The sequence below is a fragment of the Cellvibrio chitinivorans genome (assembly GCF_035117775.1).
GTDB lineage: Bacteria > Pseudomonadota > Gammaproteobacteria > Pseudomonadales > Cellvibrionaceae > Cellvibrio > Cellvibrio chitinivorans.
Genome location: NZ_JAYKKN010000004.1, coordinates 196,582 through 209,424, shown reverse-complemented (window position 1 = coordinate 209,424; position 12,843 = coordinate 196,582). Strand labels below are relative to the sequence as shown.

The 12,843-nt window shown below is 45.8% G+C and carries 15 protein-coding genes; 13 read left to right on the top strand and 2 right to left on the bottom strand.

Features of this window, described 5'->3' with window-relative positions; translation table 11 throughout:
- Window positions 1–244 precede the first annotated feature (244 nt).
- The 10 genes from SPL68_RS12855 (at window position 245) to SPL68_RS12810 (ending at window position 7,552) form a co-directional block, all read left to right on the top strand.
- The gene (locus tag SPL68_RS12855) at window positions 245–406 is read left to right on the top strand and encodes a DUF1328 domain-containing protein (RefSeq protein ID WP_323815567.1); all 162 of its coding nucleotides are present in this window, start codon (window positions 245–247) and stop codon (window positions 404–406) included.
- Between the two features lie 55 nt (window positions 407–461).
- Window positions 462–755, top strand: a complete 294-nt coding sequence (locus tag SPL68_RS12850; RefSeq protein WP_323815566.1) for a DUF883 C-terminal domain-containing protein — start codon at window positions 462–464, stop codon at window positions 753–755.
- A gap of 10 nt (window positions 756–765) precedes the next feature.
- The gene (locus SPL68_RS12845; protein WP_323815565.1) at window positions 766–1,314 is read left to right on the top strand and encodes a hypothetical protein; all 549 of its coding nucleotides are present in this window, start codon (window positions 766–768) and stop codon (window positions 1,312–1,314) included.
- Window positions 1,280–1,555 (top strand): hypothetical protein, encoded by a 276-nt coding sequence (locus SPL68_RS12840; protein WP_323815564.1) that lies wholly within the window; start codon window positions 1,280–1,282, stop codon window positions 1,553–1,555. The genes SPL68_RS12845 and SPL68_RS12840 overlap by 35 nt, the downstream gene beginning before the upstream one ends.
- An 82-nt stretch (window positions 1,556–1,637) precedes the next feature.
- Window positions 1,638–2,963 (top strand): sigma-54-dependent transcriptional regulator, encoded by a 1,326-nt coding sequence (locus SPL68_RS12835; protein ID WP_323815563.1) that lies wholly within the window; start codon window positions 1,638–1,640, stop codon window positions 2,961–2,963.
- 9 nt (window positions 2,964–2,972) lie between these two features.
- Window positions 2,973–3,209, top strand: coding sequence for a histidine kinase dimerization/phospho-acceptor domain-containing protein (locus tag SPL68_RS12830; protein WP_323815562.1), 237 nt, complete (start codon window positions 2,973–2,975; stop codon window positions 3,207–3,209).
- Window positions 3,206–4,735, top strand: a complete 1,530-nt coding sequence (locus tag SPL68_RS12825) for a sensor histidine kinase (RefSeq protein WP_323815561.1) — start codon at window positions 3,206–3,208, stop codon at window positions 4,733–4,735. The genes SPL68_RS12830 and SPL68_RS12825 overlap by 4 nt, the downstream gene beginning before the upstream one ends.
- Before the next feature lie 41 nt (window positions 4,736–4,776).
- Window positions 4,777–5,220 (top strand): response regulator, encoded by a 444-nt coding sequence (locus SPL68_RS12820; protein WP_323815560.1) that lies wholly within the window; start codon window positions 4,777–4,779, stop codon window positions 5,218–5,220.
- A gap of 21 nt (window positions 5,221–5,241) precedes the next feature.
- Complete coding sequence (locus tag SPL68_RS12815; RefSeq protein WP_323815559.1) at window positions 5,242–7,170, top strand: response regulator; 1,929 nt, start codon at window positions 5,242–5,244, stop codon at window positions 7,168–7,170.
- A 175-nt stretch (window positions 7,171–7,345) separates the two neighbouring features.
- Window positions 7,346–7,552: a hypothetical protein gene (locus SPL68_RS12810; protein ID WP_323815558.1), complete on the top strand. Its 207-nt coding sequence runs from the start codon at window positions 7,346–7,348 to the stop codon at window positions 7,550–7,552.
- Between the two features lie 120 nt (window positions 7,553–7,672).
- Here the strand turns inward: SPL68_RS12810 and miaB are convergent, their stop codons facing one another.
- Window positions 7,673–9,043, bottom strand: a complete 1,371-nt coding sequence (gene miaB / locus SPL68_RS12805; RefSeq protein WP_323815557.1) for a tRNA (N6-isopentenyl adenosine(37)-C2)-methylthiotransferase MiaB — start codon at window positions 9,041–9,043, stop codon at window positions 7,673–7,675.
- A gap of 224 nt (window positions 9,044–9,267) precedes the next feature.
- On the opposite strand from miaB, the gene SPL68_RS12800 reads away from it, so the two are divergent.
- Window positions 9,268–9,597: a DUF6172 family protein gene (locus SPL68_RS12800; RefSeq protein WP_323815556.1), complete on the top strand. Its 330-nt coding sequence runs from the start codon at window positions 9,268–9,270 to the stop codon at window positions 9,595–9,597.
- Between the two features lie 117 nt (window positions 9,598–9,714).
- On the opposite strand, the gene SPL68_RS12795 is transcribed toward SPL68_RS12800, so the two are convergent.
- The gene (locus tag SPL68_RS12795; RefSeq protein ID WP_323815555.1) at window positions 9,715–11,058 is read right to left on the bottom strand and encodes a DEAD/DEAH box helicase; all 1,344 of its coding nucleotides are present in this window, start codon (window positions 11,056–11,058) and stop codon (window positions 9,715–9,717) included.
- Between the two features lie 215 nt (window positions 11,059–11,273).
- On the opposite strand from SPL68_RS12795, the gene SPL68_RS12790 reads away from it, so the two are divergent.
- Entirely contained in the window at window positions 11,274–11,801 is a 528-nt protein-coding gene (locus SPL68_RS12790; RefSeq protein ID WP_323815554.1) for a MarR family winged helix-turn-helix transcriptional regulator, read from the top strand.
- The gene (locus tag SPL68_RS12785; protein WP_323815553.1) at window positions 11,794–12,843 is read left to right on the top strand and encodes an HlyD family secretion protein; all 1,050 of its coding nucleotides are present in this window, start codon (window positions 11,794–11,796) and stop codon (window positions 12,841–12,843) included. Before SPL68_RS12790 ends, SPL68_RS12785 begins: the two co-directional genes overlap by 8 nt.

Here is a 12,843-nt window from a genome sequence, read left to right as displayed (position 1 = left end):
GTAATCTTTTCAATGTTGCATGGTGATTTGTTAGCTATTTTTTCAAATTAATCTTCACTTATGTAAATAGTTCGAGAAGTAAAGTCTCGGCCTATCATGGATTGGATAGTATTTGCGCAGTTGTTATCTTGTTTGTATCTCAAAGTTTTGCTTCAAATTGCAGAATGCTATTTGAGAGGAGTGCTGTAGAAATTGGCACGTTCATTGAAGGGAATATCGTGAATGCTAAAAAAGGAGAAACATCATGCTTTATTATTCATTAGTGTTTTTTGTTGTCGCCATTATTGCTGGTCTTTTAGGTTTTGGTGGTATAGCTGGTGCGGCATCGGGAATAGCGCAAATATTATTTTTTGTTTTTTTAGTGTTGTTTGTTCTGTCGCTTATTTTTGGTCGCCGTCGACTTTAACTTTCAAGCTTTCGTGACTGAAAATATTTAATTTACTCATTGAGAGGTGATAATTATGGCTATTCAAACTTCCGGACAAGCAAAGGAAAATGGAAAAATGAATGATGCTTCGATGGCTGATGCCATCGCTCAATTCAAAGAGGCGACTTCTAGTATCTATGATGCAGTTGGTTCTATTGGTTCTGCCACAGCAGAAAATGCAAAGGTTCGTCTGAATGAAGGGCGTGCGCGTGCAATGGAGCTGGAAGCAAAAGCAGAAGAGGTTGTGCGAGCCAAACCGTTGGTGACTGTGGGCGTTGCCTTTGCCGCTGGTTGGTTGGTGTCTTATCTGTTACAGCGTCGTAGTTAAGAGATAGTTTGTGATTGATCATAAATCAAAAGATAGCGCTCCCGAGTCTATAAATGCTCAGGAGCGTATTTATATGCAGGAAGCTGCAGAATCGACCGCTCAAAAAAGTGCGTCTGCATCGAACACATCTTCAGCAGAAGAGCCGGCAAGGAAACAGCCTTCGGGCGTGGAGGCAGATGTAGAAAAAACAATGCAGCTAGGAGCGCATATTGTTGGCGTGTTGGGTGGAGTGATTGATTTGGCGCGCATGGAAGCACTACTGGCGATGCGCACTTTGCCTAAGTTGATCATGTTGTGTCTGTTAATCATGCCAGTGATGTTGCTTGCTTGGTGTGCATTCTCTGTATTTCTCTCATGGATGGTATTCTCAGCCAGCAGTCAGGCTGGATTAGGGTTTCTAACATTTTTGCTGTTGCAAATACTATTGTTGCTTATCTGTATATGGGGTTTTTATCGCTTCAAGGCGCGCATGAATTTTCCTTACACGCGTGCTCAGGTGGAGCAATTTACACGGAGTATTAAAGATGAATTTAATGCTGTCGATAAAACAAAAAAATGAAGAGGTTGCAATAAAAAACGTTGCTATGCGAGCCGCTTTATGCGAACAGCTAAATGCACCTGAATCACAATCCTTTTTTATTACGTTTGCTGTTGCTCCTTTTATCTTAGGTGCAGCAAGTAGGCTTTTGGTGGGGAAAAGACGATCTGGAATTTCTCGTCAGTTGATTCGCTCAATTATTCCGGGTTTAACTTGGATGCCGCTATTAAACTTTTTCTTAAAACAAGAATCCCAGCGCTAAGTTGTTGATTGTGGCTGCTTTCTTTCGTCTGATTGGTGCTAGAATCCGTTCGATATTCGCTAGCTAACATGAGGAATTGAACGTGGCTAATGTACTACTGGTTGATGATGACAAGCGGTTTTTAGATGCAACAGTGCAGTTACTGAGTTTACTAGGACATAAGGTAGCTGCTGCAGAATCAGTTTCTCATGCACGTGAATTAATTGCTAATAATACCTACACGCATGTAATACTCGATTTAATTCTTCCTGATGGTAGTGGTCTGCATTTATTAGAAGCTATTCCTGCTAAAGAAACTACCAAAATTACCCTCATCACCGGTCATCCGTCGGTTAAAACCATTGTTAAAAATTTGTATGGTTCAAATATTAGCTATTTGATTAAGCCTATTGATTTGCAGCAATTGGAAGCAATTTTTACCGAGAAAAAACTAACTGCCGTTAAATCCTCTTCTGCGATTAGTGTTCATTTCAATTGCTTGGTTGGTGAGTCTGCTCCTATGCAACATTTGTATGAAATGATTGATCGCGTTGCTACAACTAAAGCCAATGTAATGCTGTTGGGTGAAAGTGGCGTAGGAAAGGAGATGGTCGCTTCGGCGATTCACTATGCTAGCAATGTGGAGGGTGATTATGTCGCTGCTAACTGCGGTGCTTTTTCACGCGAGCTAATTAATAGTGAATTGTTTGGTCACGAAAAAGGAGCCTTCACTGGTGCGACACATCGAAAAATCGGAGTTTTTGAGCAGGCAAATAAGGGAACATTATTCTTGGATGAAATCACCGAAATGCCGATTGATCTTCAGCCGAATTTGCTCCGCGTGCTTGAAACCCAAAAAGTTGTTCGTTTGGGGTCAACAACAGGTGTTGATATTGAAGGAAGAGTTGTCTCAGCAACTAATCGTACTGAGCAAGAAATAGCAACCCAAAATTGCTTGCGGGAAGATTTATATTTTAGGTTGGCGGTATTTCCAATTCATGTGCCACCTTTGCGTGCAAGAAAGTCTGATATTCCGCTTCTAGTTCATTATTTCCTGGAGACGTTTAACGAAGAGTACGGTGCTGATATTGCGGTAGATGATGCAACTATGAAGCGTCTCATGGATTATGACTGGCCGGGCAATGTTCGCGAATTACGTCATGCAATACACAGATCTTACATCATGGCGGATCAGCAGAAAAAAATTCTGGTTTTGCCGGAAAATCTTTCATCGCCTTTCTCAAAAATTGCGCAGAACTCGCAAGCTGGAATTCGTGTTGGCAAAACAGTGGAAGAGGTTGAGCGAGAGTTAATAGAGTCAACTCTTGAGCATTTTGAGGGGGATAAAAAGCAGGCGGCAGACATTCTTGGGATCAGCTTAAAAACACTTTATAACCGACTAAATAGTTACGGAAATGTTGAGCTTTAGGAGATAAAAGTGGAATTAGAAAAAAACCAATTGGTACATGATTTGCGAAATCCGTTAAACACTATTTCAATTAATGCGGAGCTTGGAAAGTTAACGCTTGAACGGACAGGGGATATTCGTAAAGCAATTAATGTTTTCGATATTATTTTGGCTGAATGTAAAAAATGTAGTCAATTACTTGAGGCTTTACAAGGCGCTAATGCGTCATGTGTCAAGAAGGACGAGGTTGAGGGTGGTGATCGGTGAGCGGTCATGTAGGAGAGGGTAACAATTTATTTGATCGCTATCTGATTAATCGTCTTCCTAGCTCCGTTTGGATAATGGCGCTTTCAGCTGCAATTACATTTTTTACAGTGAGTGCTGTATTAACATATCGTTCAATTGATGTTATTACGAAAAACAATGTCGATATTAATAACACATTGCAAACAATCAATTTAATTAAAAATTTGAATAAAGAGTTAGCTGCTGCCGAGTCAAGTCAGCGTGGTTATTTGCTGACAGAGGATACTAATTATTTACAGCCGTATCATCAAACACTTGTTGTGGTTGATGAGTTGTTAATGCAGCTGGGTGATTCAACTGCTTCATTGACACAGCAAAAAGAAAGGTTTTCCCTTTTGTATCTTTATGTCCGTAAAAAAATTGATGAGATGCAACGGATTGTCTTGTTAACCGATAGAGACGAGGTTCGCGCAGCCATACGTCAGGTTAAAACGGATGAAGGCATCGAAATAATGCGAGCCATTTCACAATTGTTATTGGAAATGGAGAGTGAAGAGTTTTCATTGCTGGAGAAAAATAAAGCTATAGCCGCTGAAAATAGGCAGTTTATTTTGGTTGCGTTGATGCTCGCAAATGGTATTGGTTTGCTTTTGTCTCTTGGTGTTTTTTATGCATTTTATCGTAATGCGACAAAGGTGGCGGAATTAAACTCAGCATTGGCTATTGCTAATGCCGAGTTGGAAGAAAAGGTCGACGTTCGCACTCAGGCGTTATTGCAATTTTCTGAGGAGTTGCAGAGAAGTAATAGAGAGCTTGAGGAGTTTGCTTTTGTAGCATCACATGATTTGCAGGAGCCTTTGCGAAAAATTCGTGCCTTTGGTGATAGATTACAGAAAAAATTTGCTTTAGAACTTGGCGAAACGGGCGCTGATTATGTGACGCGTATGCAAGCTGCATCGCAACGTATGTCGGCATTAATTGATGACTTGTTAAGTTTTTCTCGCGTGACTACAAAACAACGACCTTTTGTGCGTGTTGATCTGGATAAAGTTATTCAGGGGGTCATGGGGGATCTTGATTATGCTATCGAGGAGGCCGGTGCCCAAGTGCATATTGATCCGCTTCCTGTGATCGATGCAGATGAGTCCCAAATTGCACAGGTCTTTATGAATTTGGTCTCCAATAGTTTAAAGTTTCACCGGCCCGGCGTGCGACCTATTGTAACCATTACCTGTGAAAAAAATGTTGTTTCACCTATTGTGGATGATAATCGACCTTGGTGCTGTTTGCGTTTTGCTGATCAGGGGATTGGGTTCGAGGCGCAATATGCTGAGCGAGTCTTCAGCTTATTTCAGCGTTTGCATGGACGTGACGAATATTCTGGTACCGGTATTGGGTTGGCGCTGTGCCGCAAAATTGTTGAGCGACACGGTGGTACTATTAGTGCTCAAAGTGAACCGGGTGAAGGGGCAGTATTCACAATTTATATGCCTATGGAACAAGTGGTATTAGAACCTTTGGCTGACCTTCTTGCAGATGCTTCATAGCAGGTTGAAGTCGCTATTTCAGCAATTTAAGGAAGTACTGTATGAATGTTTCCACAAAAACATTAACTATATTGATGGCCGATGATGACGCCGATGATCGTTTGTTGGCAAAAGAGGCAATGCATGAAAGCCGCGTCCTGAATGAGCTGCACTTTGTTGAAGATGGAGTGCAGTTGCTGAATTATTTGCGCGGTATTGGTGATTTTGAAAACCGTGATTTATATCCGATGCCAGGTTTGGTTTTATTGGATTTAAATATGCCAAAAATGGATGGGCGTGAAGCACTGGCAGAAATGAAATCTGATCCGAATTTGCGCCGTATCCCTGTTGTTATTCTAACAACCTCAAAAGCTGAGGCAGATATGGTTAAGGGATATGATTTGGGTGCAGCTTCCTATATCTCCAAGCCAGTGACATTTGATGCGTTGGTTGAATTGATGCGTACCTTGGGAAAATACTGGGTTGAATTTGTAGAGTTGCCATAAAACCAAACAGCAGAAACTGATATGCAGAACGTAAAATTATTAATCATTGAGGATGATGAGGATGATTTTTTTCTGGTAAAAGATTTGCTGGATGAAATCAGTAACAGTTGTGTTTTGGATTGGGCTTCAACTTACGAGCAAGGCCAGATTCTATTGGCTGAAAACAGACACGATCTGTGTTTGATGGATTATAAGCTGGGTGCACGCGATGGTATTGAGTTATTGAAACTTACCAGTCAGCTTGGTTTTTCTGGGCCGGTTATTCTGCTAACAGGGATGCACCAGATAGAAATTGATCGGCAAGCGCTGCGAGCGGGTGCTGTTGATTATTTGGTTAAATCAAATTTAAGTGCTGAGCAGTTGGCACGCTCTATTCGTTATGCGTTGGCTCGGCGTGAAGTCGAACGTGAGCGTGTTGAGCGCCTTAAAGCTGAGGCAGAAAACCGCTCCAAGAGTGAATTTCTTGCTCACCTCAGTCATGAGTTACGTACGCCTCTATCTGCTATTTTGGGGTTCACCGAGCTACTGCTAAATAAAAGCAATGATGCAGAAAACGCATCACACTTGCGCGTTGTGCATCGCAATGGCCGTCATCTTCTCGGTTTGCTCAATGACATTTTGGATTTGTCCAAGATAGAAGCAGGCAAGCTGGAACTTGAAAGGCAACCTATCTCCCTGTCTGCATTTATTACCGATATTTATTTTCTGATGCAGGGCGCAGCGGCTGATAAAAATTTGCAGCTGCGTATTGAGGCTCCATATGCTTTACCCGTTGTGATTTACAGTGATCAGATGCGATTGCGACAAATTTTATTAAATTTGATGGGCAACGCGATCAAATTCACGCGCGAAGGTGTGGTGGTGCTAAAAATAGAGTTAACAGAACGGCAGGATAAAAAACATATTTGGTTCTGTGTTCAAGATTCTGGAATAGGCATTTGCGCTGAAACGTTGAAAGTTATTTTTGAGCCGTTTGTGCAATCAAAAAATGCGCAGATTCATCCACGTGCGGGTACTGGATTGGGCTTAACGATCAGTAAGGAATTGGTTGAGCGACTTGGTGGTGATATTGAGGTCAGCAGTGAGGTCGGTGTCGGAAGTCAATTCAGTTTTACCTTGCCGTTGGATTATCTCGAATGTTCGGAAGCAGAAATTCTCGCATTAAATTTTGATAATCCAGCTGAGCTGAATATAACTGTGCCGCGCTTTGCCGGCCGTGTTTTAGTGGTCGATGACCTACGCGATATACGCACGCTGATCGGTCAGTTTGTACAGCTTACTGGAGTAGAGGTTGTATATGCCTCCGACGGTGCCGACGCAATTCGAATCGTGAATGCTGAGCATCATTCAGGCAAAGTATTCGATTTAATTTTGATGGATATCCATATGCCGGTAATGGATGGATATCAAGCAGCACAGCAATTGCGTTATCAGGGGTTTACTCGCCCCCTGATCGCATTGACTGCAGCGCATATGAAAGGCGATATGGATCGTTGTTTTGAGGCGGGGTTTACGGCCTATCTGAGCAAACCTTTAGATCAGACCAGACTCTACAACTGCCTATCACGCTTTTTATCACCCGCTAAAAATGAGCAGCCAGTGATCCAGCAAACCAAATCCATATTAGTAGTAGAGGATGACCCTGATGCCTTAGCTGCAATGGAAGGATTGTTGACTTTGATTGGGTGGCAAGTATTTAGCACGCAATATGCAACTGCGGCTTTAAGTGCAATCGAGCAACATAATCCGGACACTGTATTGATCGATTTACATTTACCGGATATGAACGGTTATGACTGCGCTGAGCTTATCCATAAAATGAAGCCGGAATTACGAATCATTATTGCAAGCGGTGAGGCAGTCAACCCGCTGCGGGCTGCGGAGTGTGGTGTGACTGCAAGTTTGTTAAAGCCTGTTTCACTCGCACAACTTGAGGAGATATTAGCTTAATCTGGCAAATGATAGCTTCTGGTGTATGACTTTGTAAAAAATACAAAATAGAGTGAGTTATTTTTCCTAAATATTAATGTTAGAAGTCTGCATCCGCGCTAATACGGCGTTTTGCAATTTTGGCACGGAATACGCTATATAACTTATGTTGTTATAAAACAGATAAGGAGTTTTTATGAATTTACTACAACGTATGTTTATCATCGCTTTGTTAGCTGTGCCCTTGGCTGCCTGCGACTCCAACGATGGATCTGCGGAAAAGATGGGTGAAAATGTTGATGAGGCGCTTGATAAAACTCGCGACAAATTGGATGATGCGGGCGATGAAATCAAGGATGGAATTGAGGATGCTTGTGAAAAAGTATCTGATGAGAACTGTTAGTTTTTAACTAAAGGAGTTTTTTGACTAAAGTTCTGCCCATAAAAAATCCCGGTAGTGGATGCGTTTTAAAAATGCGCCACTACCGGGATTTTTTATTTCAGTGCAATTTCTAGAAAATTATTAAATCCAGTCTGCGTCCAATTCAGAGCTTATCAATGTGCCGCGCAAGGAATTGGTGAGTGCTTCTTCGATAAGAATGTCAGCAAACTTTCCGATCAGGTCAGCATTGTCGCAGCGGAAATTCACTACGCGGTTATTTTCGGTGCGGCCACACAATTGCCCTGGGTCTTTTTTGGAATATCCGTTCACCAAAATACGCTCGGTATTGCCGACCATGCGGCGGCTAATCGCCATAGCTTGCTGGGTGATACGATCTTGCAAAATAGCGAGGCGCTGTTTTTTCACTTCCTCTGGTGTGTCATCGGGGAAGTCTGCCGCAGGTGTTCCTGGGCGAGCGCTGTAAATGAAACTGTAGGATGTATCAAAATCCATATCGTGAATCAGTTTCATAGTCGCTTCAAAATCCGCATCGGTTTCACCGGGGAAGCCGATGATAAAGTCAGATGAGAAACTAATATTCGGACGATTCTTTTTAATGCGGCGCAGTTTTGATTTGTATTCAAGCGCTGTATGGCCGCGCTTCATTGCCATCAAAATACGGTCGGAACCGCTTTGTACTGGCAGATGCAAGTGGCTCACCAATTCAGGTACCTGGTTGTAAACCTCGATCAGCGAATCAGTAAATTCGACTGGATGCGATGTGGTGAAGCGAATGCGGTCGATACCGTCTACTGCGGCGACGTAAGTAATCAATTCTGCGAGATCAACCACAGTGCCGTCGGTCGCTTCACCGCGATAGGCGTTAACGTTTTGGCCCAGCAGGTTTACTTCGCGCACACCTTGTTGCGCCAAGTGCAGAATTTCGGCCATCACATCGGCAACCGGGCGGCTGACTTCTTCACCGCGAGTGTAGGGCACCACACAGAAAGTACAGTATTTGGAGCAGCCTTCCATGATGGATACAAACGCACTTACACCATCGGCGTCTGGCTGCGGCAAATTGTCGAATTTTTCGATCTCGGGAAAGCTCACATCGACAACGACAACGCCGTTGTTCTTCTTGGTTTCCATCATTTCCGGCAGGCGATGCAGAGTCTGCGGGCCAAAAATCAAATCGACATAGGGTGCGCGTTCGGCAATAGCCGCGCCTTCCTGACTGGCTACGCAGCCACCTACGCCGATCACCAGATCAGGGTTTTTCTTTTTCAGGTTTTTCCAGCGTCCCAATTCATGGAACAGCTTTTCCTGCGCTTTTTCGCGGATAGAACAGGTGTTGATCAGGATGACATCGGCGTCTTCCGGGTCTTCGGTTGGCACCATATTGTGCGATTCGCCCAGCAAATCCTTCATGCGCGATGAATCGTATTCATTCATCTGGCAGCCATGGGTTTTGATATAGAGCTTTTTGATCGGCGCTTCAGTGGTGGACATCGAACTACTACCTGCTTGAACTTTCGCTGAGGATATATGCGGCTTGCTAATCAGTTGATTAAAAAACGCGCAGAAAAATAGGCGCGCATTATAGCCATCTTACGGGGTAAAGCCTATAGAAAAGGCGGCTGCCAGCAGCGGCGGCAAGATGCTCGTGGTAAGATGCGCGCCCGCGCACCAGCCTCTGAATGCTGCTGCCGACTTTATTACTCGATAGGTAAACCATGAAAAAGACGTTCAAACTGCATATTGAAGGTAAGAATCCCGACCGCTTACTGGAAGCCATCAAGCACGAGGTGCGCAAATACGTAAAGCGTGAGCGCGGCAAAACCTTGCCAAAAGGTGTGGATTTCTGGGCATTTGACTGCAAGTTTGGCGCTACTGAAGCAACTGCTGAGGTGGTTCGCTTGGCCGAACTCACCAAAAAGATGGATGAAGTTGCCAGCGCTGGTGGCGATAGTTTTTATGTTGAGATTCTGGCTGCACATGGCGTTCGCAAGCCGCGTGCAGAAGATGATGCCAGCCTGGATGATGATGAAGATCTAAACGATTAATTCATTGTTCTAGTTATAAAAAAGCCGCCCTTGGGAAACCAGGGGCGGCTTTTTTATGCCCTCTTGCCTCCTTCTCCTGTAACAGGAGAGGGCTGGGGTGAGGGTATGTTGACTGGACTATTTCTTTTTCGGCCGAGTCGATCTGCCAAGTGTACTGGCGGGACGAGCATCTTTAGAGTCAGCGCGTTTGGGTTTGCTTGCTTTGCCTGCGGGCTTGGCAAAGGCCGATTTTTTTGGATCGCCCGCTTTGGATTTTTTCGCCGGTTTCTTTTCTGCCAGTTTTAATAGGCCGCTTTTGGGCTTGCTGACTACCTTGACGACCTGCTCGGTCACTTCAAAGCCTTTGACTTTCTCGCGTTTGATCTTGGTGCCGATCACATCCTCAATCAGTGATATTTTGTGTTCCTCTGCTGGTGTAACCAGTGAAATCGCCACACCTTTTTTACCGGCGCGACCAGTGCGGCCAACGCGGTGCACATAGTCTTCGGTATAGAAAGGTAGGTCGAGATTGACCACGTAATCCAACCCTTGGATGTCCAAGCCGCGCGCGGCTACTTCGGTTGCGACCAGTACTTGCAGTTTGCCTTCTTTAAATTCCTGCAAAGCACGACGGCGAGCACCTTGGGTTTTCTCGCTATGGATTACCGCTGCATCCACCTTGTCGAACTTCAATGCTTTGACCAGATTCTCGGCTTCTTCGCGGGTGCTGCTGAAGACCATTACTTGATACCAGTTTTGCTCGCGCAATAAATGGATAAACAGCTCGTACTTGCGGTCGCTATCGACTGGGTGAAGTACGTGATCAACAGTCTCGGCAACCGAATTGCGCTTGGTGACGGTAATCAGGGTAGGGCGATTCATCGCCTGTTTGGACAGGTTGGTCACCAGCGGTGAGCCAGTGGCCGAGAAAAACAGAGTTTGATGTTTGCGCGGAATGCTGGTGAGGATGGCATGTATATCAACCACAAAGCCCATATCCAACATGCGGTCGGCTTCATCCAGTACCACAAAATCGACTTTGGCTAGGCTCACATTTTCCAGCTCGACATGTTCTTTCAAGCGGCCGGGAGTGGCGACAAGTATGTCTACGCCCGCGCGCAACTTGGCACCTTGGCTGGTGACTTTCACTCCGCCATAAATGCTGGCGATTTTAAACGGTGTGAATTGCGCGAATTCCTGCAATGCCTTGGCGATCTGCTCTACCAGTTCGCGCGTTGGCGCGAGGATAAGCGTGCGCACAAAACCTGCCTCTGTGCCTCTGGGCTTTTCCAGCATTTGTTGCAAAACCGGCAAGCTGTAAGCCGCTGTTTTGCCGGTGCCGGTTTGGGCGGTAGTGAGCAAATCTATACCGCGGCGCGCGGTGGGAATGGCCTGTTCCTGAACCGGAGTCAGAGTTTTGTAGCCAATGGTTTTGACGGCGCGGAGTAATTCTGGCGCTAGGCCGAGGGAGGCAAAGTTCATAAGGATATCGACTGGAAATACGGAAAAGGCGCGCAGTATAGCGGTTTATGGCCGGTTCCGGCTAATGCAGGGCTGATCCTCGGCTAATCCTCGCAACCCAGACTGATGCTTTCATAACCAAAAAACACTTTTTGCGCCATTTAAAGAACAAGGTCGTCTTTGGTAAATTAGTAAGCTGTGTATATTATATATTTAACTGTTAATGAGGATGATGTATGAGTCATGTTGTGACCGACGAGTTACCTCCACCGATTCCCGAGCAGGAAAGTTTGGGGTTTTTACTGACCGATAACCTGCGCCTGACGCGCCGTATCGCGGCGGGTTATTTCGAGCGATACAACCTGACCTTGGCGCAAGCGCGTGCACTCTTGGGTGTTTATCGCTGGCAGGGAATTCGGCAGGTAGATTTGGCTGATTATCTGGAGATTCAGCCGATCAGTCTTGCGCGTTTATTGGATCAGTTGGCGGAATCCGGCTGGGTTGAGCGTCGCCCTGACCCACAAGACAGGCGCGCTTTTCAGTTGTATCTCACCCCAGCGGCCACGCCCATCGTACGCATGATTAAAGAAGCATCACACGCGTTTGAGGCGCGCGCCTTGGCCGGTTTTAGCGAGGAGGAAAAAACGGCGCTGTTTACCGGGCTGAATCGCCTGCGCAACAACCTGACATCCTTGAGTAAAGAAGATTTGAGCGGCGTTTACTCCAATAGCGACGCACAGCCAGAGGTAAAAGAAGATGAGTGAAGTTACTGCACCTGTTACTGCGCCTAAGCCACGCCGTTTTGTTCTATTAGTGGTTGTTCCGGCAATAGTGGCGCTAGTCGGCGTGTTTATTTATCTATCCGGCGGGCGTTACGCGACTACCGATAATGCCTACACCAAAGCTGATGTGATCAGCATTCGCCCGCGTGTTGGCGGCGCGGTAGCCGAGCGTTTGGTGGCTGAAAACGAGCAGGTCAAAGCCGGGCAATTGCTGTTGGTGTTGGATCGCAAACCCTATGAAGTAGCGCTTGCCAAGGCTGAAGCCAAGCTGGCCGAGGTGCGCACCAACCTTGCGGCGCTACACGCTAGCTACGTCGAGAAACAATCCGAGCTGCAATTGGCCATCGCCAACCGTGAATACGCTACGAATGAAGAGAGGCGTCAGGCAAATCTTGCCGCGCGCAAGCTGGTGGCCAAGGCGGATTATGACGAAGTTAGCCATACCCGTCGCATCAATGATCAGCAGGTGATCACCCTTGAGCGCGATTTAAAACGCATCGCCGAAACCTTGGGTGGCGATGCCGAAATGCCGCTGGAGCAGCACCCCAGTTATAAGGCGGCGCAGGCCGAAGTTGAGCAAGCGCAGCTTAATCTGGACTACACCAGCATCACCGCGCCCAAAGACGGCATAGTGACCAAGCCGCCAGAAGAGGGTGAGGTGATTGCTCAGGGTAGTGCGGTTATGTCACTGGTAGCCAATGCCAATCTGTGGGTTGAAGCGAATTTTATCGAGACAGATTTAACCCACGTGCGTGTCGGCCAAACCGTAAAAGTGAAAGTGGATACCTATCCCGATGTGGCTTGGGAGGGTGAAGTGCAAAGTATTAGTCCGGCTACTGGCGCCGAGTTTTCAGTAATCCCTGCGCAAAATGCGACAGGCAACTGGGTGAAAATTGCTCAGCGCGTGCCAGTACGTATCAGCATCAAGCCCAATATTAATGCGCCCGCGTTGCAGGCAGGCTTGAGTACCGATATCGAAATCGACACCGGCTACAAACGTTCCTTGCTTGGTTTATCTATTTAA

What these genes read in the sequence shown, in the direction of transcription:
- SPL68_RS12820 (WP_323815560.1), top strand. Translation starts at nt 4,777, where the DNA reads ATGAATGTTTCCACAAAAACATTAACTATATTGATGGCCGATGATGAC.
- SPL68_RS12790 (WP_323815554.1), top strand. Translation starts at nt 11,274, where the DNA reads ATGAGTCATGTTGTGACCGACGAGTTACCTCCACCGATTCCCGAGCAG.
- SPL68_RS12810 (WP_323815558.1), top strand. Translation starts at nt 7,346, where the DNA reads ATGAATTTACTACAACGTATGTTTATCATCGCTTTGTTAGCTGTGCCC.
- miaB (WP_323815557.1), bottom strand. Translation starts at nt 9,043, where the DNA reads ATGTCCACCACTGAAGCGCCGATCAAAAAGCTCTATATCAAAACCCAT.
- SPL68_RS12840 (WP_323815564.1), top strand. Translation starts at nt 1,280, where the DNA reads ATGAATTTAATGCTGTCGATAAAACAAAAAAATGAAGAGGTTGCAATA.
- SPL68_RS12800 (WP_323815556.1), top strand. Translation starts at nt 9,268, where the DNA reads ATGAAAAAGACGTTCAAACTGCATATTGAAGGTAAGAATCCCGACCGC.
- SPL68_RS12815 (WP_323815559.1), top strand. Translation starts at nt 5,242, where the DNA reads ATGCAGAACGTAAAATTATTAATCATTGAGGATGATGAGGATGATTTT.
- SPL68_RS12855 (WP_323815567.1), top strand. Translation starts at nt 245, where the DNA reads ATGCTTTATTATTCATTAGTGTTTTTTGTTGTCGCCATTATTGCTGGT.
- SPL68_RS12785 (WP_323815553.1), top strand. Translation starts at nt 11,794, where the DNA reads ATGAGTGAAGTTACTGCACCTGTTACTGCGCCTAAGCCACGCCGTTTT.
- SPL68_RS12795 (WP_323815555.1), bottom strand. Translation starts at nt 11,058, where the DNA reads ATGAACTTTGCCTCCCTCGGCCTAGCGCCAGAATTACTCCGCGCCGTC.
- SPL68_RS12850 (WP_323815566.1), top strand. Translation starts at nt 462, where the DNA reads ATGGCTATTCAAACTTCCGGACAAGCAAAGGAAAATGGAAAAATGAAT.